Here is a 23,341-nt window from a genome sequence, read left to right as displayed (position 1 = left end):
TATTTCTCGTCGCGACATGCTCGACCACTCGCGATGACAACGGCCACCTTTGCCTCCGCTCAGCCGGGCGGCGTGGGCGACCGGTCAGGAGGTCAGGCCCGCGAGCGAGCCCGCCCGAAAGGCTATATCGGTTGGCGGGCTCGCGGCCAGGGCGTTATCAATGCTGTATGGACTTCGGTTACGCCGACCCGCACGCCGAGAAAGTGCTGCAGACCTTCATCCGGAACGGCCACCTGGTCCGTTTCCCAGCAAAACGCGGCCGCAGACGCATCCTGCTCGAACACATCGCAGCAAGCTTCGAACCCGGACGCCGGTTCCCTGAGAAGGAAATCGACGTTGTCCTGCGTGCCTGGTGCGACGGCGGCGAAACCGACTACGTGACCCTGCGCCGATACCTGGTCGACGAGGACCTGCTCAGCCGCGAGCACGGCCACTACTGGCGAACCGGCGGCTGGGTCGCCTAGTCCGAGTAAGGGTCGCGCAACGGCGTCCGGCCCAACTGCCGGACGATCTCCTGAGCCCGCTGGCGGGCAGCGCCTGCTGCCGTGTAGCGCTGTGTCTTGCCGTGGCCGAGCGGCTCGATCAGGCCGAGCCGACGCAACGTTTGCAGGTCACGAACCGCTTGATCCCTGGTCAGATTCTCATCGTGCTGGTACGTGGTTCGCCGCACCTGGCCGAGTGCGGCGGCATACAAAGCAGACACGACACGCTCGTCCAAGCCTGTGGCCGAAACGATCTCAGCCAGCTCGTGCCAGGTCTTGGCGGCACGCTCCAGCCTGCGCTGGACGAGTTGAGCCTGCATATGGTGTGCGCGTAGGCAGAACCGAACCCACGTATGGGTGTTGCGTTCCGGCTGCCATGAGGTTCTGGTCTGCCGGAGCGCCTCGTAATAGGCGTAGGTGTTCGTGGCTTCGCCAAGCCATTCCTCGATCGAAGCGAACTCGGGAGCGAGCACCTTGTCCCTGGCGAGGACCAACCTGTGCAGACACCGGGACATTCGACCGTTGCCGTCTCGCCAAGGATGAATGCTCACCAGGTTGAGATGCGCGATCGCCGCTCGGACCAATACCGGCGCGTCAAGATCCCCGGTATTGAGCCAATCCATCAACTCAGCCATCAGTTGCGCGATCTGCTCCGGTTGCGGACCCGCGTAGACCGGGTTCAGCGGATCGCCGCCAGAGACGTAGATGGCGCCCGGTCGGTAGCGGCCAGGCCACGCGGACAAGTCGTGCTTGAGCATCATGAAATGCAAGGCGCTCAACAACATTTCGTGGAACACGAAGCCATTCATGTGGGCGGACTGCTGCACCCACGTCAAGGCCTCGCAGTAGCCGGTGACCGCGGCACGGTCGGCGTCGTCGACCGATGCGGACATTTCCTCGCCATCGACCAATGCCTGAGCGTCCTGAATGGTCACCACGATGCCTTCGATCGAGTTCGACCCTTGGATCGCTCCGGCGACCAGGCTGCGTCGGAGCTGGCCTTCCCACCGTCGAGGCTCGGCGACCTGGTGGCGCAGTTCTTCCCGGAAACGCTCGATCTCGCCAAGGACCTGCTGGTCTTTGGCGTCGAGGTCAGGTACCGCGAAGAGCATGCATCGACGCTACGAGCCTCGTAGCGTCGATGCAACAGAGCTCATCGTCGGAATCGAGGTGCCGGAAAGTGCATTTCACTGTGTCGGAACGGTGGACACGGTGTTCCGGAACGGTGGACACGGTCGCAAGGAACGGTGGACACGGTGTTCCGGAATGGTGGACACGGCGGAGGTGGGGTGGGTTAGGCGGGCCAGGTTTCTTCGGTTGTGAGGACGGTCAGGCGTTGGGTGGCGCGGGTCAGGGCGACGTAGAGGGCTCGGGGCCCGGTCATCGACTCCGTCACCATCTCGGTCGGCTCGACCAGGACGACGGCGTCGTACTCAAGGCCCTTCGCCTCGATCGCGTCGACGATCTTCACCCTGTCGTCGTCCACTTCGGACATCCAGGACCGGACCTTGTCGATGCTCGTCATCGACGCGATCACGCCAACGGTTCCGTCGACCTGCTCCAGCAGTTCCCGTGTGGCATCACGGACCGCGCCAGGCAAGGACCCCGGCACCACGGTCTCGACCACAGGCGAGATCCCTGTGTCACGGACGGCACGCGGGAGTTCATCGGAAGAGGCGACGTCACGGACCACGCGGGCGGCGAGGTTGAAGATTTCCGCTGAGTTCCGGTAGTTCGTGCGCAACGTGAAGCGGCGGCGGGTGGTTCGCTTGCCCAGCGCGATATCCCGCGCCTGCTGCGCCTCCGCCACGTCCGGCCACGTGCTCTGCACCGGGTCGCCGACCAGGGTCCAGCTCGCGTATTGCCCTCGTCGCGCGATCATTCGCCATTGCATGGGCGAGAGGTCCTGCGACTCGTCGACCACGATGTGCGAGTAATCCTCATAGTTCTCGGGACGGCGACGGCCCGACGGGTCCGGTTGTTCCTCGAGCAACACACGGCGGTTACGGCGCTTGGGCGGCGGGCCGATAAGCGTCCGTAGCTCATCGAGCAACGCCACGTCAGCCACCGACCAGTCGTCATGTCGCCACGAGGCCGCCAGTTGGTCGACTTCGCGCGCTGACAACGTCGACCCGGCCGCACGAGCCAGGCGGGCGCGGTCGCCGAGCGAACGGAGGACGTCGATCGCTGTGAGTACCGGCCAGAAGACCACTACGAAACGGTGGAAGTCGATCCGCTCGCCGAGGTCGATCAGCAGATCCTTCTTCTTGACGTTGTAGCCCTCGTACGACTCTGCCTTGTGCCACAACGCTTCCAGCAACGCTTCGGCGGCGTCCACGCGGGACCGGTTGGGCAGACGGCCGAGACTGTGCACCTGGCGGCGGACTTTCGCCAATTCTTGCTCGTTGAGTTTGAGGACCTCGCCGCGGTACGTGATGCGGAACTCCGTCGGCGCGTCCGGTGGCGTGTCGCGCAACGCCTTCTTCAGCACGCGCCGCATGCGCAGCGAGCCCTTGATCGCCGCGATCTGCGCGGGGTCGATACGTGTGGCTTCGATGCCGTCCAGCAGGTTGCCCAACGACCGCAGTTCGACGCTGTCCTCACCCATCGATGGCAGGACACGCGAGATGTACGAGGTGAATGCGGCCGACGGCCCGAGCACGAGAACGCCCGCGCTGCCCATCCGCTTGCGGTCGCGGTAAAGCAGGTATGCCACGCGGTGCAGCGCGACCGCGGTCTTGCCCGTCCCTGGGCCGCCGGTGATCTCTGTGACGCCACGCCATGGCGCGCGGATCGCCTCGTCCTGCTCCTTCTGGATCGTCGCCACGATGTCGCGCATCTGGTCGCTACGCGCGCGGTTGAGCGACGCCATCAGGGCGCCTTCGCCGACCACCTGCATGGTGTCCGGCTGCTCGTCGGGCATCAGCAGGTCGTCGTCGATCTCGATCACTTGCTGGCCGGTCGAGCGGATCACCCTGCGGCGCACAACACCCATCGGCTGCTCGGCCGTTGCCTGGTAGAACGCCGCGGCCGCTGGTGCGCGCCAGTCGGTCACCAGGTTCTCGAACTCCGCGTCTCGGATGCCGAGCCTGCCGACGTACAGCGTCTCGCCGCCGTTGTCGTCGAGACGGCCGAACACCAGGCCTTCGTGCTCCGAGTCGAGCGTCTGCAGGATCCGGTTGGCGTGCCGGACCATCACGTCTCGCTCGTAGAGCATGGACGCTTGCTCGAACACGGCTTCGGTACCGGCGCCGTGCGCGAGCCGGTCACCGCGATCACGCATCTCTGCAGCTTCGACGCGCATCTCGGCAAGGCGTGCGTAGACAACGTCTACGTGCTTCTGCTCGATCGCGATCTCAGCTTGTCGGACTGCGGCCTGCGACACCCACGACCCCCGGTTCTCCTTTGGGACGGAAGAGCCACATTACGCTCTCTCAGCGGTTGACAAACCACTTGTCCAGTGGATGTTGGTCCAGATCACGTTCCACATACGTGAAAGCTTGACCAACTGCGTGGCCGACCCAAGATTATGCCCCTATGACATTGACTGCACTCGTCACAGGTGGTGGCACGGGAATCGGCCGTGCCATCGCATCACAGCTGGTCAGCGACGGTGTCGAGGTGGTGATCACCGGCAGGCGGCCGGATGTGCTCGCCGCGAGCGCGGCCGAGATCGGTGCGAAACACGTGGCGTTCGACGCGGCGGACCCCGAAGCGGTCCAAGCGGCACTCGACCAACTGCCCCAGACCATCGACATCCTCGTCAACAACGCGGGCGCGAACATGGCACGCCAGGGACTCGCGGCCAAACCGGGCGACCTGGCCGCGCTGAAGAAGCTCTGGATGGCCGACTACGAGTCCAACGTGATCTCCACGGTCCTGGTCACCGAGGCCTTACTGCCGAGGTTGGCCGAGAACGGCCGGATCATCAGCATCAGCTCGATCGCGGGCTTCCGCGGCAGCGGTTCGTACGGCCCGGCCAAGGCCGCGATCGTGCCGTGGAATGTGGAGCTGGCCAAGAAACTCGCCGGCCGGGCGACCGCGAACGTGGTGGCGCCGGGGATGACCGTGTCGACCGAGTTCTTCAACAACACGCTGACCGAGGAACGCAGGGACTTCCTGATCGGCGAGATCCCGTCGGGCCGCGCAGGGCTGCCTGAGGATGTCGCGAAAGCCGTGTCCTACCTCGCCTCACCCGGCGCCGCCCATGTCACCGGGCAGGTGCTGCACGTCAACGGAGGCGGCCACAACGGCCGGTGAGATCATCACCCGGTGACTCGGATAGTGGCAGGTACGGCTGGCGGCCGCCGGTTGGCCGTACCACCCCGGGGCACCCGTCCCACGTCAGACCGGGTGCGTGAGGCGCTGTTCAGCGCCGTCGAGTCGATGCTGGATCTCTCCAGCCTCAAGGTTCTTGACCTGTACGCGGGATCGGGCGCGCTGGGGCTTGAAGCGTTGTCACGCGGGGCTTCGAGCGTCACCTTCGTCGAATCGGACCGCACCGCGGTCAACGTGCTCAAGGCCAATATCGCTGCGGTCGGCCTGCCCGGGACTTCGGTCGTGCAGGCGAAGGTGCTGACCTTCCTGTCCGGCGACGCCTCGCCGTTCGACCTGATCGTGGCCGATCCGCCGTACGACATGGACGTTGCCGCCGAGGTGACGGCCCTCTCCCGCTGGGCCGCGCCTGGTGCGCTGGTCGTACTCGAACAGTCCGTGCGCGCGGTTGCCCCTGCGTGGCCCGCGCCGCTGGAGTCGTTGCGGACGAAGAAGTACGGCGACACCGTGCTGCATTGGGCCGAGTACCCGGAGGAGTGACCGGCGCCACGGGAACAGTGGGTGAGCCCGATCGGCTGCTACCTTTCGGCCTATGCGGAGGGCGGTCTACCCAGGCTCCTATGACCCTGTCACCAACGGGCACCTCGACATCATCGAACGGGCCGCCAAGGTCTTCGACGAGGTCGTGATCGCCGTGATGATCAACAAGTCGAAGCAGACGTTGTTCACGGTCGACGAACGCACCGAGATGCTCTCCGACGTGACGAGTCACCTCACGAACGTAAGGGTCGACTCCTGGCACGGTTTACTGGTCCAGTACTGCGAGAAGTACGGGATCAAAGCGATCGTGAAAGGAATGCGCGCGGTCAGCGACTTCGACTACGAGCTGCAGATGGCGCAGATGAACCAGCAGCTGTCCGGTGTCGACACGCTGTTCATGCCAACCAGCCCCGCGTACAGCTTCCTGTCCAGTTCGCTGGTGAAGGAAGTAGCGAAATACGGCGGCGACGTAGCCCATCTTTTGCCGGCGCAGGTGAATGAACACCTGATCAAAAGGTTGAATGTACAGCGGGCACCCGGGGAATAACGTTGAATGTGCGGCATGCACTCGGTAGCACAATGACGTATCGCCGTGGGCGCAGCGAGCTGGCGGGGAGTCAGTGACGGGTGCCCGCAGCGCCCGGGTAGCAAGCGACGTATAGCTGTGAGCGGAGCGAACTAGCTGGAAGTCGGTGACCGGGTGCCCGCGCGTGTCTGCCGCTCCGGCATGGTGTGTTGAACGCGCGAGCGGCGCACGGCGGCAAGCGAGCCACAGCGAAGGCGAGTCGAGCAGTTTGACTCGCCGTGCCGGTGGGGCGGACACGCGGTAGTTCATCCAACCCAGCCAGGTCGTGAATGCCAGGCAAGCCAGGAGACAGGCCTGTCAGCAAGGTAAGGCCTGAAAAGACTGGGTCTCTGCATTTCAGGGCGTCTTCCTTCGCCCGCGAGCCGGCGTGTGTCCACCATTCCTTCACGGTGAGTCACACTGCTCGACTCGCTTCCAGCCCCGCTGGTACCCGCCGTGCGCCGCTCGCGGGTTCAACTCACCACAAGGAATGGTGGACACACGCGCTGTCGCGCCGTAACCCGTCGCTTCGCTCCGGGGGTTGGGCACAGCACAGCAAGCGCGTGGTAGGTATGCCGCGCACTAGAGCTTGAGTTTCATCCCCACGTGGCTTGGTTCGAACCCGAGTCGCTCGTAGAACCTGTGCGCGTCCACCCGGCTGGCGTCCGTGGTCAGCTGCACCAGCCCGCAGCCCCGCGCTCTGGCTTCCGAGATGGCCCATTCGATGAAACGCTGTCCAAGGCCGGAACCCCTGTGGTCTGCGTGCACTCGGACGGCTTCGATGGTCGCTCGCTTCATCCCTAGCCGGGACAGCCCTGGGGTGAAGGTCAGCTGGAGAGTTCCGGCCACCACACCGTCGAGGACAACCACCGCCAGGTATTGGTTCGGATCGGCCGAGATTTCGTCGAATGCCGCCAGGTACCGCGGATCGCCTGGGCTTTCTCTCGATGCCCCCAATTGGTCGTTGGCGATCATCGCCACGATCGCGGGTACGTCCGCTGCCTCAGCTCGCCTGATTTCCATGGGCATGCCGTTCATGATTCATCCGGGTGTCACTCGACCGGGTTACGTTTCGTGAATGACCAACATCACATTACGTGTAGTGAAGGTCCTGTTCGCGCTCGTGATCGGTCTCGTCGGGGTCGCCGCCCCTGCGGGTGCGAGCCAGGCGGCCATCCAGGCCGCGTGCGGCGACACCTCCGGGTTCACCCGGGTCAACCTCTCCGCCCTGCCTCCCCAGGCCACCGACACCGTCCGGCTCATCCAGCGGGGCGGGCCGTACCCGTTCCCGCAGGACGGCACCGTTTTCCAGAACCGGGAACGGCTGCTTCCGCTCTGCTCGACCGGCTATTACCGCGAGTACACCGTCAGGACCCCTGGCAGCTCCACCCGCGGTGCGCGGCGGATCGTCACTGGCTCCGCCGGTGAGTACTTCTACACCGCCGATCACTACGCCAGCTTCCGTCTGGTCGACATCCGCGCCTGACACACCCCTGCGTCCTCCACCCCAGCTCGCCGGGAAACCGGCAGACTGGGGTGGAGTAAAAAACGCGTCTTACGAGGGAGACAACAGGGTGTACCGGGTGTTCGAGGCTCTCGACGAGCTCGTCACGATCATCGAGGAGGCCAGGGGCGTCCCGATGACCTCCAACTGCATCGTGCCGCGAGGCGACTCCCTCGAACTGCTCGACGAGATCAGGGACGCCATTCCCGGCGAGCTCGACGACGCGCAGGACGTGCTCGACAAGCGGGACGAAATCGTCGGCAAGGCCGAGCACGAGGCCGCGACCAAGGTCAGCAAGGCCACCTCGGACGCCGAAAGCACGCTGGCCAACGCGCAGGCCGAGGCCGAGCGCATCCTGGCCGAAGCGCAAGCACGCGCCGACCGAATGATCAGCGACGCCGAGCAGCGCGCCGACCAGGAGATCGAAAAGGGCCACGCCGAGTACGAAGAGCTCGTCGGCCGCGCGCACGCCGAGGCCGAGCGGATGCTGCAGGCAGGCCGTGAGTCCTACGAACACTCGGTCGAGGACGGCAGGCACGAGCAGGCCCGGCTGGTGTCGCAGACCGAGGTCGTCGCGGCGTCGCACGTCGAGTCGAACCGGATCCTCGAGGCCACCGCCGCCGAGGCCGACCGGCAGCGCGCCGAGTGTGACGCCTATGTGGACGGAAAGCTGGCCGAGTTCGAGGACCTGCTCGCGCACACGCTGCGGACCGTCGGCAAAGGCCGCACGCATTTGCGCGCGACCCAGGCGACGGGTATTCACACACCGAATCCGCACGTCCAGCCGGTGCTCGGGCAGACGAACGGCGCCGCGCCGTTTGACTACGACAGTTGACAATGCCCCGATTTCGCGCCCGACAGCCCGGTCACGTACGCTTGTCGGGTTGACCTTTCCCGACCAACTACCTTCTCGAGTTCTGACATGTCCGAAAACCGGCAGGCCACCACCCGGAACGCCGCCGCAAGCCCGTGGGTGATCGACACCCGTGAGCTCGGCCGCCGCCCGGGCAGCAGCCGTGCCGTCCGCCGGGAAGTGACTCTCGAGTCGCCGCTCGGCATCGAAGACGTCATCGCGGTCCCGACGGGTGCCGTTGTCGACGTGGACGTGCTGCTCGAATCGGTGGTCGAGGGTGTGCTGGTCTCCGGCACCGCGTCCGCGCCCGTCGAGGGTTCGTGCGCTCGGTGCCTCGACCCGCTGTCGGATCATGTCGAGGTGGAGCTGACGGAGCTGTTCGCGTACCCGCACAGCGCCACCGAGGAGACCACGGACGAAGACGAGGTCCCGCGCCTCGTCGACGACCGGATCGACCTGGAGCCCGTGGTACGCGACGCCGTTGTGCTCGCGCTGCCGCAGGTCCCGTTGTGTACGCCCGACTGCGCCGGATTGTGTCCCGGCTGTGGCGGCAAGTGGGCCGATCTCGGCCCCGGCCACGGGCATGAGAAAATCGATCCCCGCTGGGCCGCGTTGCAAGACCGGCTCGGGGATTCCAGTGACCGACCTGAGGAGAAGTAGCCGTGGCCGTTCCCAAGCGGAAGATGTCGCGCTCGAACACGCGCTCGCGCCGCGCACAGTGGAAGACCACTGCGATTCCACTTGAGCCGTGCAGCAACCGCGCTTGCCGTCAGCCCAAGCCCCAGCACGTCGCCTGCCCGAACTGCGGCCAGTACAACGGCCGCCAGGTCACGCAGCCTGCTTGATCGAAAAGGCGGAGGCACAGAGGGCAATGGGAGGTAGGGGCGGCCGGAACGGCGCAGGAGATCCCACTTCGCTGATGGACGCGCTCGGCGTCCAGTTGGACTCCGATTTGTTGCAGCTCGCCCTGACCCATCGCTCGTACGCGTACGAGAACGGCGGCCTGCCACCCAACGAGCGGCTGGAGTTCCTCGGCGACTCGGTACTGGGCATGGTGATCACCGATCACCTGTACCGGACACACAGCGAGTTGCCGGAGGGCCAGCTGGCCCGGTTGCGGGCGAGCGTGGTGAACATGCACGCGCTCGCGCGGGTGGCCCGCGGTCTCGGCGCGGGAGGTCTTGGTGCGCACCTGTTGCTCGGCCGTGGTGAGGAGCTCACCGGCGGCCGGGACAAGGCCAGCATCCTCGCCGACACGCTCGAAGCGGTGATCGGCGCGGTCTACCTGCAGGAAGGCATCGACGTCGCGCGCAAGGTCGTGCACAAGCTGTTCGACCAACTGCTCGACGAGGCGCCCCGGCGCGGTGCGGGTCTCGACTGGAAGACGAGCCTGCAGGAGCTGTGTGCGTCGGCTGGTCTCGGCGTACCGGAGTACCGGGTCGAGGAGGAAGGGCCGGATCACCGCAAGGAGTTCAAGGCGACGGTTGTTGTCGCTGGTCAGAGCTACGGCAGCGGTGACGGGCGGACGAAGAAGGAAGCTGAGCAGAAGGCCGCCGAGGCGGCGTACCGCGAGCTTTCCGAGATCCACCTGCCGCAGACCGAGAACGGCACCGGTGCCTGAACTCCCCGAGGTCGAAGTCGTCCGCCGAGGTCTGGCGGACCACGCCGCGAACCGGGTGATCGCGAAAGCAGAGGTGCTGCACCCGCGCGCCATCCGCAGGCATGTTCCTGGTGCGCGCGATTTCGAGTCACGCTTGGCCGGGCAGCGCATCGATGCCGCCCGGCGGCGCGGCAAATATCTGTGGGTCGAGCTGTCCGGTGGTGACGCGATGATCGCGCACCTGGGGATGAGCGGGCAGATGCTCGTCCGCCCGGTCGGTTCCCCCGACGAGAAGCACTTGCGGGTCCGGTTGAGCTTCGACGACGACGGCCCGGAGCTGCGGTTCGTCGACCAGCGCACCTTCGGCGGCCTCGCGCTGTCCGAAGTGGTCGAAGTGGACGGTGACCGGCTGCCGGAACCGGTCGCGCACATCGCCCGTGACCCGATGGACCCGGCGTTCGACCAGTCCGCGGTCGTCAAAGCCATGCGCCGCAAGCACACCGACGTCAAACGAGCCCTGCTTGACCAGACCCTGGTGTCGGGCATCGGCAACATCTACGCCGACGAAGCCCTGTGGCGGGTCAAGGTGCACTGGGCCAAACCAACAGACCGGATGAGCGCGCCCAAAGCCGCCGCGCTGTTGGACGCCGCGGCCGAGGTGATGAACGAGGCACTGGCCGTCGGCGGGACCTCGTTCGACGCGTTGTACGTCAACGTCAACGGCCAGTCCGGGTACTTCGACCGATCGCTGAACGTCTACGGCCAGGAAGGCAAGCCGTGCAACCGATGCGGCCGGCCGATCAAGCGTGAGTCGTTCATGAACCGGTCGTCGTTCTCCTGCCCCCGCTGCCAGCCAAAACCCTCGTGAGTGGTTATGCGTGTTCTAACCCTGCTAACCACTCACGAGGGCTGAGCTGCGAGTTTGTTCAGCAGGGGGATGGTGTTGGCGAGTTGGGCCTGATCGGCTGGGTCGAGTTGGTTGATGCGGTCGGCGAGCTCGCGCGCTTCGCCGTGCGCCAAGGACAGCAGGAGCTCCCGGCCTTTGTCGGTGATCACCACACGAATCGCCCGGCCGTCCGCGGGGTCATGTTCCCGGCGGACGTAACCGGCGGATTCGAGGCTGGCGACAGCCACTGTGGCGGTCGGCTGCGAGCACGGCACTCCGGCCGCGAGTTCGCCGACGCGCATCGGCCCGTTGCCGACCAGTTGCGTCAGCACGATGATCTGCGTGGGTTGCAGCGCCTCGTTACGCACTACGCGCCGCAGCGACCTCATCAACCTGTGCAGCGCGACCACCATGGCGAAGGCCTGTTGGTCGGTGGTCACGTTGTTCACACAAGTTAGAACACCACTTCGGGCTGATATATGTCCAGCCAGGTCGCCAAGGACAACGTCCGCTCCAATGTGTAGCGATGCCCGCCGGGCAGGGCTTTGCGGTCTATCAACGAGAACACCGGGTGATCGGCGGGCAGCGCGTTGGCCTGCCGTTCGATGTCCGCCAGGTACAACGGGTCCTGTGTGGACGGATACGGGCTCTTCACCCGTTCCACAACGGACTGTGGCAGGACGTCCTTGGCCGCGCCGCGCAGTAGGCTCTTCTCCCTGCCGTCGTAGGTCTTCATCGACCATGGCGCGTTGTAGACGTACTCGACCAGCCGGTGGTCGCAGAACGGCACGCGCACCTCAAGCCCGACGGCCATGGACATGCGGTCCTTGCGGTCCAACAGGATCCGGACGAACCTGGTCAGGTGCAGGTACGACATCACCCGCATCCGGTGGGTGAACTCGTCCTCGCCGTCGACCCTGTCCACTTCGGCCACTGCCGAGGAGTAGGAGTCGGTCAGGAACGTCCGCAGGTCGAGAGCTTTCTCCAGCTCCGGGGTAAGGGACGACTCGTGGTGCATGGTGCGGGCCAGCATCAACCAGGGGAAGAAGTCGGTCTGCTGGATCACCGGGTCGTGGAACTGCCGATACCCACCGAAGATCTCGTCAGCCGACTCCCCGGACAACGCGACTGTCGACTTCCCGCGGATTGCCTTGAACAGCAAGTAAAGTGACGCGTCCATGTCGCCGAGGCCGACCGGGATGTCCCGCGCGGTGATGACCTTGCGGCGCAGTTCGGGGTCGGACAGCTCGCTGTGGTTGAGCACGATGTCGGTGTGGTCGGTGTGCACGTAGTCGGCGACGTCGTGCACGTATGGCGTGTCGGGCGTGGCGCGTAGCTCGTCTGGCTGGAAGTTCTCGGTCTGGCCGACGAAATCGACCGAGAAGGACCGCACTGGCTCGTCGAGCTGGTTGGCCGCGATCGTGGTGATCGCGCTGGAGTCCAGCCCGCCGGACAGCAGCACGCAGCGCGGCACGTCCGCGACCAGCTGCCTGCGCACGATGTCGTCGAGCAGTTCCCGCACGTGCAGCACGGTGTCCTCAACGGAATCCCGGTGCGGCTTGGCTTCCAGCCGCCAGTACGTGCGGGTCTTGATGCCGTCCTTGGAAACGGTGACGATCGTGCCTGGCTCGACTTCCCGCATGCCCTGCCAGGTCGCGTGGCCTGGCGTCTTGATGAAGCCGAACAGCTCGCGGAACCCGTCGACGTCGATCACGCGCTTGGCCAGCGGGTTCGCGAAGATCGCCTTGGGCTCGGAGCCGAACAGCACGCCGTCGGGGGTGGGGTAGAAGTAGAACGGCTTGATGCCCATCCGATCGCGGATCATCACGAGTTCCTGCGTGCGCCCGTCCCAGATCGCGAACGCGTACATCCCGTTCAGCCGATCGGCGACCGCGGGACCCCACCGCAGGTAGCCGCGCAGGACGACCTCGGTGTCGCTGTCGGAGAAGAACTCCTGGTCATTGAGCTCGTTGCGGAGTTCGGTGAAGTTGTACGCCTCACCGCTGTAGACCATCACCACATCGCCGTCGGGGGTGGAGACGCGCATCGGCTGCGCGCCACCGGGCAGATCGATGACAGCGAGACGGCGGTGACCGAGGGCGACATTCGGCTCAGACCACGTCCCTGCCGCATCCGGACCGCGACAGGACATGGTCTGCGTCATCGCGTCGACAATCGCCTGCTCATGCGTGAGGTTGCGTCGATAGGAGACCCAACCGGTAATCCCACACATCGTATTTGTCACCTCCTGGGTACGTTCCGTACAACTAGATAGTGAGCTAATACAAGTGTGTTATGCAAGCGTGACGTTCTGGACAATCAGGCAGTAAGGACCCATCGGCCACGTTGTCCGCCCATAACGAGCGCCTCGTACGCCACCTTTGTTTCCTCGAATGGCACGGTTCCGGCGCGCCGTGCCTCAAGGACGCCTTTCGCCGTCAGGGCAAGCATTTCCTGTGCGGCTACGCCATCGGGTTCGACCATTGTGGACGTCACGACGATCCCGCGTTCCGACGGCGGCTCCGCGCCTGGGTAGACGCCCAGATAGGTGCCGCCGTCGCGGACGGCCTTGACGGCTGCCTCGTTGAGTAGCGCGGTGTCGAGCACCGCGTCGAAGCCGTCCTCTAGGGCTGTGATCACGCGGGCGGCCCCGGCCCTTCGTAGGAACTCCGTGTCTGTGGCGCGGGCCAGGGCTGTGACTTCCCAGCCTGCGCGGGCGGCGAGGGCGACGCCGTAGCCACCTACTCCTCCGGCTGCGCCGGTCACCAGCAGGCTTCCTGTGCTGGCTCCGGCGAGAAGCTGCGCCGCGGTCAGGGAATTCAGGGTCACTGTGGCGGCGTCCAGGATGTCAAGGCCGTCTGGGATCTTCGCGGCGTGGGTGGCGGGGACGACCACGTATTCGGAAGCTGATCCTGGCTTGCCCCAAGGGATGTGGATGGTCGCGACCGCTGTGCCCAGTTGCGCGTTCTCGACTCCGGGGCCGATCTCGTCGACGATTCCGGCCAGTTCGAGGCCGATCCCGTTGCCGATGTTCCCGCCGCCGATGATGCGCAGGTCGGCGTAGTTGGGACCGGCCCCGGCGACCTTGATCCGGATCTCGCCCGCTTGGGCGTGCGGTTCGGGCACGTCCCGTACCTCGACCGTGCCGACACCGGTGACAACAACTGAGCGCATCACGCCTCCAGCCATGTTTTGAAGTCCTTGAGCCATGGGAATCTTTTTCGTAGGACGGGGATGTCCGCGTTCCATCCGGCAAAGCGTTGCTGTGTGAGCACTTCTGGTCGTTTCTGGCCGTCCATCGCCGTCTTGATCTGGCTGGGCGTCAACTCGTCACCGGCCAGTTCGATCACCTCGCCGATGAACTGCCCGTCGAAAGCCGCTGTGGCCAGCGCACCGATGTCGTCCACCGCGACCAGTTGGATCAATTGATCGTCCGGCCAGGGAAAATCGAGGCTGGCGAACGTGTCCATGAACGCCACCGGGCGCAGGATGGTCGCGGGTATGCCGATGCGCCGGATGTGTTGCTCGATCTGCCATTTGCTTTCCCAGTGCGGCACGCCGGTCGCCAGATCAGCGCTGGCCACCGACGCGTAGACCAGGTGATCAACTTTTGCGGCTCGTGCGGCGTCGGCGACGTTGATGCCCCGCTGGAGTTCTTTGGTTGGGTCGCCGGGCGCGGGCTGAATGCTGAACACCCCACTCGCGCCCTCGATGGCCGCGTCGAGGCTGCCGCGATCGTCCATATCGCCGACTGCTAGCTCGGCGCCCGCTTTGGCCAGGTCAAGGGCAGCTTTGCTGTCGCGGTCGCGAACCAGCGCGTGTACGTTCTTGCCTTCGGCGAGCAGGCGACGGGCGGTCGCGCCGCCTTGCCGCCCGGTCGCGCCGGTAACCAGGATCGTCACACCTTCCCCCTTGATACAGTAAGCGGAGCACTGCTCCGATAGTTCCGGAGCAGTGCTCCGCTTGTCAACTTCGGAAGGTGTGACATGCCTGAACGGGCTGACGCGCAACGCAACCGTGAACTGCTGCTGGCCGCGGCCCGGGAGGCTGTGGCAGAACATGGAACGGAGGCTTCGCTGCGTGACATCGCACGTCGAGCCGGGGTTGGCATCGGCACGCTGTACCGGCATTTCCCAACAAGGGAGGCCTTGCTGGAGGCCATATTGGACAGTGGCTTCGAAGTCCTGCGAGAACGGGCCGAGCGCTTGCTTGAGTCGTCGGAGCCAGATGCGGCGCTGCTGACCTGGCTGGACGAGTTGGCGACCGGGGCACGGACGTATCAGGGGCTGCCGGAATCCATCATGGCCGCACTGTCCGATGAGGACTCATCGCTGCACGCGTCATGTGCCGCGATGCGGGCATCAGGCGGGAAATTGCTGCAAGGGGCGCAGGAAACCGGCCGGATTCGTGGCGACCTCACGGTTTACGAGGTGATCGCGCTTGCGCTGGGTCTGGCGTGGGTGGCTCAGCAACCAGGTGGATCGTCGGAGCTGATGAGCAAGTTGCTCTCCACGGCAATGTACGGCCTGACGGTGCCGCGGTAAGCCGCCCTCAATCATTCGACAAAAACGTCTTTCTTTCCTCTTTCTTTCGGCTTCGCGACCTCTCTACCGGGGTTTGCTCTGTGTTATGCGCCACTGACCGCTGCGCCCCTCGAATGGCCTAGTCGGCGGACTGTGCGTGACCGGAGACCTCAGGATCGCGTAAATGCGGTGGTCACCCGCATAAAGACCCCATCAGGTGATCCCTGATCGGGCGGTTCGCCGATGCACGCTCATCCCAGCCGGGTCACCATCGGGGTGTCCCGAGTCGCTTGAGATGGGAGCGCACATGGCCGACTTGGCCTATGCGGTGCTGCTGATCGGCGTTTTCGCCGTGCTGGCACTGGTCTTGCGTGGGCTGGAGCGGTTGTGAGCGGGACTGGGGATCTCGCCAACATCGTCGCAGCCGTGCTGGCTCTCGCCCTCCTCGTCTATCTGTTCGTCGCGCTGATTCGACCGGAGAAGTTCTGATGTCGTCGACATGGGCCGGCCTAGCGCAGGTCGGCCTTCTTCTGCTGGCCTTGGCGCTGGTGTACAAGCCGCTGGGCGACTACATGGCCCGCGTGTTCACCAGCGAGAAGGACCTCAAAATCGAGCGGGCGATCTACCGGGTCGCGCGGGTGGAGCCACGGTCGGAACAGCACTGGAAGACTTACGCGTCCGGTGTGCTGGCGTTCTCGTTCGTCTCGGTTGTCCTGCTGTACTTGATCCAGCGGCTGCAACCGTTGCTGCCCTTCAACTTCGGTCGCACGGTCGACCCTGGTGTCGCGTTCAACACGGCGATCAGCTTTGTCGCCAACACGAACTGGCAGTCCTACGTACCCGAGACCACCATGGGCCACGCGGTTCAGATGCTCGGCCTGACTGTGCAGAACTTCGTGTCGGCGGCGGTGGGGCTTGTGGTGGCGATCGCGTTGGTGCGCGGGTTCATCCGGGCCAAGACGGATCGGCTCGGCAACTTCTGGGTTGACCTGACGCGCGGCACGGTCCGGATTCTGCTGCCGATCTCCTTCGTCTTCGCGATCGCACTCATTGCCCTTGGTGTCGTGCAGAGCCTGAAGTCTGGGATCGCGGTGACCAATGTGGATGGCTCATCGAGCACGATCGCTCTTGCTCCGGCCGCTTCCCAGGAAGCCATCAAGGAACTCGGGACGAACGGCGGCGGCATCTTCAACACCAACTCCGCGCACCCGTTCGAGAACCCGAGCTCGTGGACGAACCTGATCGAGATCTTCCTGATCATGGTGATCCCGGTCTGTCTCACCCGGACCTTCGGTGTCATGGTCGGCAACAAGCGCCAAGGCGCGGTCCTGCTGTCCGTGATGGGCGTGCTCTGGGGCGGAATGCTCACGGTCATCTGGTGGGCCGAAGCGCACCCGAACGGCCCGTTGGCGCTGCTCGCGGGCAGTGGCATGGAAGGCAAGGAAGTCCGCTTCGGCATCCCAGGTTCCGCGCTGTTCGCCAACGCCACCACGTCGACATCGACCGGCGCGGTCAACGCGATGCACGACAGCTTCAGCGGCCTCGGCGGCGGCGGGACGTTGCTCAACATGATGTTCGGCGAGCTCAGCCCGGGCGGTGTCGGCACCGGCCTCTACAGCATCTTGGTTGTGGCGATCATCGCGATGTTCCTCGCTGGGCTGATGGTCGGCCGAACCCCTGAATACCTGGGTAAGAAGCTCGGCAAGCGTGAGGTCACGTGCGCGGCCATCGCGATTCTCGCCATGCCCACGTGCGTCCTTCTCGGTACGGGCGCGGCCCTGCTGATCCCGGGCACCTCGGGCGCGTTGAACAACCCTGGGGCACACGGGTTCTCCGAAGTCCTCTACGCCTACACATCGGCGAGCAACAACAACGGCAGTGCGTTCGCGGGCATCACCGTGACCAGCGACTGGTTCCAGTCCACGCTCGGCGTGTGCATGGCGCTTGGCCGGTTCATTCCGATCGTCGCTGTGCTGTGCCTGGCGGGTTCGCTTGCGGCGCAACGCAAAGTGCCGGAGACCGCGGGCACGTTGCCCACCACCAGCCCGCTGTTCGCGACCATGCTCGTCGGCACGGTCATTCTCGTCGCGGCGCTCACGTTCATCCCGGCCCTGGCGTTGGGCCCAATCGCAGAGGCATTGATATGAGCACGACCATGACGCGCACCCCGAAGGAGGAGACCCGGCATCACGTGGAGAACGCGGGCCGGGTGGGTGCCGGGATCTTCAATCCCAAGCAGCTCGTCGAGAGCCTCCCGGACGCGTTGCGCAAGCTCAACCCGCGTCACCAGGCCCGTAACCCGGTCATGTTCGTGGTGTGGGTGGGTTCCTTGCTCGCCACGGTGTTCGCGATCGGCGACCCTGGCGTGTTCACCATCGGCACGGCCATCTGGCTGTGGTTCACGGTCCTGTTCGCCAACCTTGCCGAGGCCGTTGCCGAAGGCCGGGGCAAGGCGCAGGCCGAAACCCTGCGACGGACCAAAAAGGACACTGTCGCGCGCAGGCTCATCGCCGACAATGTCGAGGAAAGGGTTCCTGGCACCGAACTGAAGATCGGCGACTTGGTCGTCGTCGAGGCAGGGGAAGTGATCCCGGGTGACGGCGACGTCATCGAGGGCATCGCGACCGTGGACGAATCCGCGATCACGGGTGAGTCCGCGCCGGTCATCCGGGAATCGGGTGGTGACCGTTCCGCCGTCACGGGTGGCACCACGGTTCTGTCCGACCGGATCGTCGTGAAGATCTCCACAAAGCCAGGCGAGTCCTTTGTGGACCGAATGATCGCCCTCGTCGAAGGCGCCGAACGGCAGAAGACGCCGAACGAGATCGCGCTGACCATCCTGCTGTCGACGCTCACGATCATCTTCCTGCTCGCGGTCGTGGCCCTGCAGCCGATGGCCGGGTTCGCGGGCAGCCTGCAATCGGTCATCGTCCTCACTGCCTTGCTGGTGTGCCTGATCCCGACCACGATCGGCGCGCTGCTCTCGGCGATCGGCATCGCGGGCATGGACCGGTTGGTGCAGCGCAACGTGCTGGCGACCTCGGGTCGGGCGGTTGAGGCCGCGGGTGACGTCAGCACGCTGTTGCTGGACAAGACCGGCACGATCACGTACGGAAACCGCCAGGCGACCGAGCTGATCCCGGTCGGAACCTCCACAGTGGAAGATGTGGCCGTCGTGGCCCGGCTGTCCAGCCTCGCGGACGGGACGCCGGAAGGCCGCAGCATCGTGGATCTCTGCGCTCGGGAGTACGGGCTGGCGGTGGAGTCCACTGGCGCGGAGAAGGCGGGGGAGTTCGTTCCGTTCACCGCGCAGACCCGGATGTCCGGGATCGACCTGCACGGCCGGATCGTGCGCAAGGGCGCGGCCAGTGCGGTGCAGGCCTGGGTCAGCGAGCAAGGTGGCGTGGTCCCGGACGAGGTCCACACCATTGTGGACAAGATCAGCGCCGAGGGCGGTACGCCGCTGGTGGTAGCCGATGGCAACACGGTCCGTGGCGTGATCCGGCTGTCGGACGTGGTCAAACCCGGAATGCGGGAACGGTTCGACGAGCTGCGCACCATGGGCATCAAGACGGTCATGATCACCGGCGACAACCCGTTGACCGCCAAGGCGATCGCCGACGAGGCCGGGGTGGACGACTACCTCGCCGAGGCCAAGCCGGAAGACAAGATGGCCCTGATCCGCAAGGAACAGGAGGGCGGCCGGCTGGTCGCGATGACCGGCGACGGCACCAACGACGCCCCGGCCCTGGCACAGGCCGACGTCGGCGTGGCGATGAACACCGGCACCATGGCCGCCAAAGAGGCCGGCAACATGGTCGACCTGGACTCCAACCCCACCAAGCTGATCGAGATCGTCGAGATCGGCAAGCAGCTGCTGATCACCCGGGGCGCGCTGACCACGTTCTCCATCGCCAACGACCTGGCGAAATACTTCGCGATCCTGCCTGCCATGTTCGCCGGGATCTACCCACAACTCGGCGAGCTGAACATCATGCGGCTGCACTCACCGAACTCGGCGATCCTGTCCGCGGTGATCTTCAACGCGCTGATCATCGTGGCCTTGATCCCGCTCGCCCTGCGCGGCGTGCGGTACCGGCCGTCCAGCGCGCGGTCGCTGCTCCGGCGAAACCTGCTGGTCTACGGCCTCGGCGGGATCGTCACGCCGTTCATCGGCATCTGGCTGATCGACCTGCTGGTCCGACTCATCCCGGGAATGTGACGACGATGGTGAAGCAAGCATGGGCCGGGCTCAGGATCCTGATCGTCCTGACGGTCATTCTCGGCATCCTCTACCCGCTCGCGGTCTGGGCCGTGTCCCGGATTCCCGGGCTCGAGTCGAACGCCGAGGGATCGATCATCAGCCAGAACGGCCAGAACGTCGGCTCCGAGCTGATCGGGATCGACCCGGTGGCCCAGGACCCCAACCACGACCCGTACTTCCACACGAGGCCCTCCGCCCTGGCCAAGGACCCACTTGGCCCAGCCGATCCGAGCAGTTCACTCGGCTCGAACAAGGGCGCGGCCAACGAGGACTACATCAAGGTCGTGCAGGAACGCAAAGACGCCATCGCCAAGCGCGAAGGCGTGGACCCCTCGCAGGTTCCGGCGGACGCCGTGACCGCGTCGGGGTCCGGTCTCGACCCGCAGATCAGCCCGGCGTACGCCCAACTGCAGGCGGCACGCGTGGCCAGGGAAAACGGCCAGTCTCTTGGCCAGGTGCAGGCGCTGATCAGCGAGAACACCACGCAGGGCATCGGTGATCCCGGCGTGAATGTGCTCAAGCTCAACCTGGCCGTTGCGGCTATGAAGCGCGGGTGAGCGGCCCGAGAGCGCACACTGGCGACGTGGACTACAAGCGTCGTCGCGGCGAGCTGCGGATCTATCTAGGCGCTGCTCCCGGTGTCGGTAAGACCTTCGCCATGCTCGGCGAGGCCCACCGGCGCCGGGAGCGCGGCACCGACGTGGTCGTCGGCCTGGTGGAGACGCATGGGCGGAGCAAGACTGCCGAACTGCTCACCGATCTCGAAGTGATGCCACGCAAGCACATCGAGCACCGGGGCAAGCAGTTCGACGAGCTGGACATCGACGCCGTGCTTGCCCGCAAGCCGGAAGTCGCGGTCGTCGACGAGCTCGCGCACACCAACGTCCCCGGCTGCCGCAACGCCAAGCGCTGGCAGGACGTCGAGGAGCTGCTGGAAGCCGGGATCGACGTGCTGTCCACGGTGAACGTGCAACACCTGGAAAGCCTCAACGACGTCGTCGAACGGATCACCGGCGCCCGCCAGCAGGAGACCGTGCCGGACGGGGTTGTCCGCCGTGCCGAACAGATCGAACTGATCGACATCACACCGGAGGCGCTGCGCAGAAGGCTCGCGCACGGCAACGTCTACCCGGCACACAAGATCGACGCCGCGCTGGCCAACTACTTCCGGCCCGGCAACCTGACCGCGTTGCGCGAGCTTGCTTTGCTGTGGGTGGCGGACCAGGTGGATGTGGCGCTACGGCGGTACCGGGCGGAAAAGGCGATCACCGACACCTGGGAGGCCAGGGAGCGGGTGGTCGTGGCGATCACGGGGGGCAAGGAGAGTGAGACGTTGATCCGGCGCGGCAGCCGGATCGCGGCCAGAGCGGGCGCCGAGCTGATGGTTCTGCACATCCTGCGTGGCGACGGCCTCGCCGGGGTCAGCCCTGGCGCGTTCGGCAAGCTCCGCAAGCTGACCGAGGACGTCGGCGCGACCTTCCACACGGTCGTCGGCGACGACGTGCCGACGGCGATGCTCGACTTCGCCCGTGGTGTCAACGCGACGCAGCTCGTGGTGGGCACTTCGCGCAGGTCGCGGCTGCAAAGGGTGTTCGACGAAGGCATCGGCGCCGCTGTGGTGCAGCGGTCAGGGCCGATCGACGTGCACATGGTCACGCACGAGGAATCCGGCGGGCGGTTGCGTGCGAAGCTGGCCCGCAGCCCGATTTCCCGGCGCCGCCGGATCATTGGCTGGTCGTTGTCGGTGGTGTTGCCCGCATTGGCCACGCTGGTCGGGGTTTGGCTGCGGGATGACCTGATCCTGTCGACGAACGTGATCGACTACTTCCTCGCGACGATCGTGGTCGCGTTGGTCGGTGGTCTCGGACCCGCTTTGTTCGCCTCGATTCTCAGCGCCGCGTTGCTGAATTTCTTCTTCACCGAGCCGTTCTTCACGCTGACCGTGAACGCCCAGCAGAACGTCGTGACTCTCGTGGCGATGGTCGTTGTCGCGATCATGGTCGCGGTCGTGGTCGACCGTGCGGCTCGTCGAGCCGAGCTGGCGGCGCGGGCACGTACCGAGGCGGCGTTGCTGGCGTCGTATTCGCGGACCGTGCTGACGCATGACGAGCCGCTGAACCGGTTGCTGGACAAGGTCAGGGAGAACTTCGGCCTGCATTCGGTGGCACTGCTGGAGAAAACCGACGGCGAGTGGAACCGCGTCGCCTGCGTTGGCGAGAGTCCGTGTGACGAGCCCGACGAGGCCGATGTGGACATTCCGGTCACGAACGACGTGCATTTGGCGTTGCGTGGCAAGGCATTGCCTGCGCACGACCGTCGGGTTCTCGAGGCTGCTGCCGGGCAGGCGTTGCTCGCGTTGCGCCAGCAGCGAATGGCGGCTCAAGCGGACCAGGCGCAGCGCCGCGCGGAAACCACGGAACTGCGGACCGCGTTGCTTTCGGCCGTTGGGCACGACTTGCGGACGCCGTTGACCTCGATCAAGGCCGCGGTTGGCAGCCTGCGCGCGTCTGATCTGGCGCTGTCCGAGCAAGACACGGCCGAGCTGCTGGAGACTGTGGAGGAGTCCGCCGATCGGCTCGCTGGCCTCGTGGACAACCTCCTTGACTCATCTCGGCTGGCTACCGGCGCAGTCGAGCCGCGTATCAAGGCAGTGGGGTACTACGAGGTCGTCGCGCGTGCGTTGTCCGGTTTGGACGGACGTGCCACGATCGCGGTCGACGTGGACGACCGGCTGCCGTTGGTCCGCGCAGACGTTGGCCTGCTGGAACGGGTGATCGCAAACGTCGTGGACAACGCCGTGCGGCACGGAACGCTGACGCCTCGCCGCAACGTCGATGTGGACGGCGACGGCAAGGTCAGCGCGGACGAGCCAGCGGTCGCGTTGCGCGCCAGTGCTTACGGTGACCACGTCGAGCTATGGGTGGTGGACCACGGGCCTGGCCTGCCGAAAGGGACGGCTCCGACGGTTTTCCAGCCGTTCCAACGGCTCAACGACCGGGGGACCGGTGTCGGGCTGGGATTGTCCGTGGCGAAGGGCTTCACCGAGGCGATGGGTGGCACGATCAGAGCCGAGGACACGCCTGGCGGCGGGCTGACCGTCGTGATCTCACTTCCGGAGGCCAAGGCATGACGAAGGTACTGGTGGTCGACGACGAGCCGCAGATCGTCCGCGCGCTGCGGATCAACCTGTCGGCGCGCGGGTACCAGGTGATCACCGCGCACGACGGCGCGGCGGCGCTGCGCGCGGCGGCCGAGGGCAAACCGGACGTCGTGGTGCTCGACCTCGGCCTGCCGGACATCGACGGCACCGAGGTGATCGCCGGGCTGCGTGGCTGGACGACCGTGCCGATCATCGTGCTGTCGGCAAGGACCGACTCCGGCGACAAGGTCGAGGCGCTGGACGCGGGCGCGGACGACTACGTGACGAAACCCTTTGGCATGGACGAACTTCTGGCGCGGTTGCGGGCGGCCGTCCGGCGCTCCACAGTGGCCGGTCCCGGCGACGAACAGGCTGTGGTGGACACGGGCTCGTTCATCGTGGACCTCGCCGCGAAGAAGGTGCTCAAGCAAGGCGCCGAGGTGCACCTGACCCCGACGGAGTGGGGCGTGCTCGAAGTCCTGGTCCGCAACAAGGGCCGGTTGGTCGCGCAGAAGCAGCTGTTGCAGGAGGTGTGGGGACCCGCCTATGCGGCGGAGACCCACTACCTGCGGGTGTACCTGGCTCAGCTGCGGCGCAAGCTCGAGCCGCAGCCGTCCCAGCCGAAGCACCTGTTGACCGAACCAGGGATGGGTTACCGCTTTGAGGTGAACTGAAAACCTCGTGAGTGGTTAGCCGTGTTCTAACCCTGC

24 protein-coding genes are annotated in these 23,341 nt (G+C 65.7%); 17 read left to right on the top strand and 7 right to left on the bottom strand.

Translation table 11 applies throughout. The features are described 5' to 3' along the window. Window positions 1–167 precede the first annotated feature (167 nt). Window positions 168–464 (top strand): DUF2087 domain-containing protein, encoded by a 297-nt coding sequence (locus LWC34_RS34030; RefSeq protein ID WP_233729368.1) that lies wholly within the window; start codon window positions 168–170, stop codon window positions 462–464. On the opposite strand, the gene LWC34_RS34025 is transcribed toward LWC34_RS34030, so the two are convergent. Together LWC34_RS34025 and LWC34_RS34020 are read right to left on the bottom strand one after the other, a co-directional pair. After that, window positions 461–1,594, bottom strand: a complete 1,134-nt coding sequence (locus LWC34_RS34025) for a Fic family protein (RefSeq protein WP_233729367.1) — start codon at window positions 1,592–1,594, stop codon at window positions 461–463. The two genes, LWC34_RS34030 and LWC34_RS34025, sit on opposite strands and share 4 nt — an antisense overlap. Before the next feature lie 182 nt (window positions 1,595–1,776). After that, complete coding sequence (locus LWC34_RS34020; protein WP_233729366.1) at window positions 1,777–3,867, bottom strand: HelD family protein; 2,091 nt, start codon at window positions 3,865–3,867, stop codon at window positions 1,777–1,779. A gap of 152 nt (window positions 3,868–4,019) precedes the next feature. Here LWC34_RS34020 and LWC34_RS34015 point away from each other — a divergent pair, with 152 nt between their 5' ends. Genes LWC34_RS34015 through coaD form a run of 3 tightly spaced genes read left to right on the top strand, consistent with a single transcriptional unit; the run spans window position 4,020 to window position 5,844 of the window. Beyond that, window positions 4,020–4,742, top strand: a complete 723-nt coding sequence (locus tag LWC34_RS34015) for an SDR family NAD(P)-dependent oxidoreductase (protein ID WP_233729365.1) — start codon at window positions 4,020–4,022, stop codon at window positions 4,740–4,742. Between the two features lie 12 nt (window positions 4,743–4,754). Further along, on the top strand, window positions 4,755–5,297 hold the full coding sequence (gene rsmD, locus LWC34_RS34010) for a 16S rRNA (guanine(966)-N(2))-methyltransferase RsmD (protein WP_233729364.1): 543 nt from the start codon (window positions 4,755–4,757) through the stop codon (window positions 5,295–5,297). A 52-nt stretch (window positions 5,298–5,349) separates the two neighbouring features. Continuing rightward, entirely contained in the window at window positions 5,350–5,844 is a 495-nt protein-coding gene (gene coaD, locus LWC34_RS34005) for a pantetheine-phosphate adenylyltransferase (RefSeq protein ID WP_233729363.1), read from the top strand. Between the two features lie 600 nt (window positions 5,845–6,444). Here the strand turns inward: coaD and LWC34_RS34000 are convergent. Then, window positions 6,445–6,885: a GNAT family N-acetyltransferase gene (locus tag LWC34_RS34000; RefSeq protein WP_233730930.1), complete on the bottom strand. Its 441-nt coding sequence runs from the start codon at window positions 6,883–6,885 to the stop codon at window positions 6,445–6,447. A 55-nt stretch (window positions 6,886–6,940) separates the two neighbouring features. Here LWC34_RS34000 and LWC34_RS33995 point away from each other — a divergent pair, with 55 nt between their 5' ends. The 6 genes from LWC34_RS33995 (at window position 6,941) to mutM (ending at window position 10,687) form a co-directional block, all read left to right on the top strand. Next, window positions 6,941–7,348, top strand: a complete 408-nt coding sequence (locus LWC34_RS33995; RefSeq protein ID WP_233729362.1) for a guanyl-specific ribonuclease — start codon at window positions 6,941–6,943, stop codon at window positions 7,346–7,348. An 88-nt stretch (window positions 7,349–7,436) separates the two neighbouring features. Next, window positions 7,437–8,201: a flotillin family protein gene (locus tag LWC34_RS33990; protein ID WP_233729361.1), complete on the top strand. Its 765-nt coding sequence runs from the start codon at window positions 7,437–7,439 to the stop codon at window positions 8,199–8,201. Between the two features lie 87 nt (window positions 8,202–8,288). Further along, window positions 8,289–8,879: a YceD family protein gene (locus LWC34_RS33985; RefSeq protein ID WP_233729360.1), complete on the top strand. Its 591-nt coding sequence runs from the start codon at window positions 8,289–8,291 to the stop codon at window positions 8,877–8,879. 2 nt (window positions 8,880–8,881) lie between these two features. Next, window positions 8,882–9,064 (top strand): 50S ribosomal protein L32, encoded by a 183-nt coding sequence (rpmF, locus tag LWC34_RS33980; RefSeq protein WP_054294974.1) that lies wholly within the window; start codon window positions 8,882–8,884, stop codon window positions 9,062–9,064. Window positions 9,065–9,090: 26 nt separating this feature from the next. Then, entirely contained in the window at window positions 9,091–9,840 is a 750-nt protein-coding gene (gene rnc, locus LWC34_RS33975) for a ribonuclease III (RefSeq protein WP_372496681.1), read from the top strand. Further along, window positions 9,833–10,687, top strand: a complete 855-nt coding sequence (mutM, locus tag LWC34_RS33970) for a bifunctional DNA-formamidopyrimidine glycosylase/DNA-(apurinic or apyrimidinic site) lyase (RefSeq protein ID WP_233729358.1) — start codon at window positions 9,833–9,835, stop codon at window positions 10,685–10,687. Before rnc ends, mutM begins: the two co-directional genes overlap by 8 nt. 32 nt (window positions 10,688–10,719) lie before the next feature. Here mutM and LWC34_RS33965 read toward each other — a convergent pair whose 3' ends face one another. The 4 genes from LWC34_RS33965 to LWC34_RS33950 form a co-directional block, all read right to left on the bottom strand. Next, window positions 10,720–11,145, bottom strand: a complete 426-nt coding sequence (locus tag LWC34_RS33965; protein WP_233729357.1) for a MarR family winged helix-turn-helix transcriptional regulator — start codon at window positions 11,143–11,145, stop codon at window positions 10,720–10,722. A 14-nt stretch (window positions 11,146–11,159) separates the two neighbouring features. Continuing rightward, a complete protein-coding gene (asnB, locus tag LWC34_RS33960; protein ID WP_233729356.1) occupies window positions 11,160–12,938 on the bottom strand; it encodes an asparagine synthase (glutamine-hydrolyzing) in 1,779 nt (592 codons plus the stop codon). 86 nt (window positions 12,939–13,024) lie between these two features. Then, window positions 13,025–13,879, bottom strand: a complete 855-nt coding sequence (locus tag LWC34_RS33955; RefSeq protein ID WP_233729355.1) for an alcohol dehydrogenase catalytic domain-containing protein — start codon at window positions 13,877–13,879, stop codon at window positions 13,025–13,027. Continuing rightward, window positions 13,879–14,607, bottom strand: coding sequence for an NmrA/HSCARG family protein (locus LWC34_RS33950; RefSeq protein ID WP_233729354.1), 729 nt, complete (start codon window positions 14,605–14,607; stop codon window positions 13,879–13,881). The genes LWC34_RS33955 and LWC34_RS33950 overlap by 1 nt, the downstream gene beginning before the upstream one ends. Before the next feature lie 84 nt (window positions 14,608–14,691). Between LWC34_RS33950 and LWC34_RS33945 the strand changes: the two genes are divergently transcribed. The 7 genes from LWC34_RS33945 (at window position 14,692) to LWC34_RS33915 (ending at window position 23,305) form a co-directional block, all read left to right on the top strand. After that, window positions 14,692–15,249, top strand: a complete 558-nt coding sequence (locus LWC34_RS33945; protein WP_233729353.1) for a TetR/AcrR family transcriptional regulator — start codon at window positions 14,692–14,694, stop codon at window positions 15,247–15,249. Between the two features lie 366 nt (window positions 15,250–15,615). After that, window positions 15,616–15,717 carry a K(+)-transporting ATPase subunit F gene (gene kdpF / locus LWC34_RS33940; protein WP_209640507.1) on the top strand — a complete coding sequence of 34 codons (102 nt, stop codon included), beginning with the start codon at window positions 15,616–15,618 and terminating at the stop codon, window positions 15,715–15,717. Continuing rightward, a complete protein-coding gene (gene kdpA, locus LWC34_RS33935; RefSeq protein ID WP_233729352.1) occupies window positions 15,717–17,375 on the top strand; it encodes a potassium-transporting ATPase subunit KdpA in 1,659 nt (552 codons plus the stop codon). The genes kdpF and kdpA overlap by 1 nt, the downstream gene beginning before the upstream one ends. Next, window positions 17,372–19,450: a potassium-transporting ATPase subunit KdpB gene (gene kdpB / locus LWC34_RS33930; RefSeq protein ID WP_233729351.1), complete on the top strand. Its 2,079-nt coding sequence runs from the start codon at window positions 17,372–17,374 to the stop codon at window positions 19,448–19,450. The genes kdpA and kdpB overlap by 4 nt, the downstream gene beginning before the upstream one ends. 5 nt (window positions 19,451–19,455) lie before the next feature. Further along, window positions 19,456–20,049: a potassium-transporting ATPase subunit C gene (locus LWC34_RS33925; RefSeq protein ID WP_235730438.1), complete on the top strand. Its 594-nt coding sequence runs from the start codon at window positions 19,456–19,458 to the stop codon at window positions 20,047–20,049. Window positions 20,050–20,075: 26 nt separating this feature from the next. After that, on the top strand, window positions 20,076–22,622 hold the full coding sequence (locus LWC34_RS33920) for a DUF4118 domain-containing protein (RefSeq protein WP_233729349.1): 2,547 nt from the start codon (window positions 20,076–20,078) through the stop codon (window positions 22,620–22,622). Continuing rightward, window positions 22,619–23,305, top strand: coding sequence for a response regulator (locus LWC34_RS33915; protein WP_233729348.1), 687 nt, complete (start codon window positions 22,619–22,621; stop codon window positions 23,303–23,305). Before LWC34_RS33920 ends, LWC34_RS33915 begins: the two co-directional genes overlap by 4 nt. The last annotated feature ends 36 nt before the right edge of the window (window positions 23,306–23,341 follow it).

It is taken from the genome of Kibdelosporangium philippinense, from assembly GCF_021390435.2.
In the GTDB taxonomy this organism is placed as follows: Bacteria; Actinomycetota; Actinomycetes; order Mycobacteriales; family Pseudonocardiaceae; genus Kibdelosporangium; species Kibdelosporangium philippinense.
Note: the sequence above shows the minus strand (reverse complement) of the source record. Positions and strands in the feature narration are given on the sequence as shown.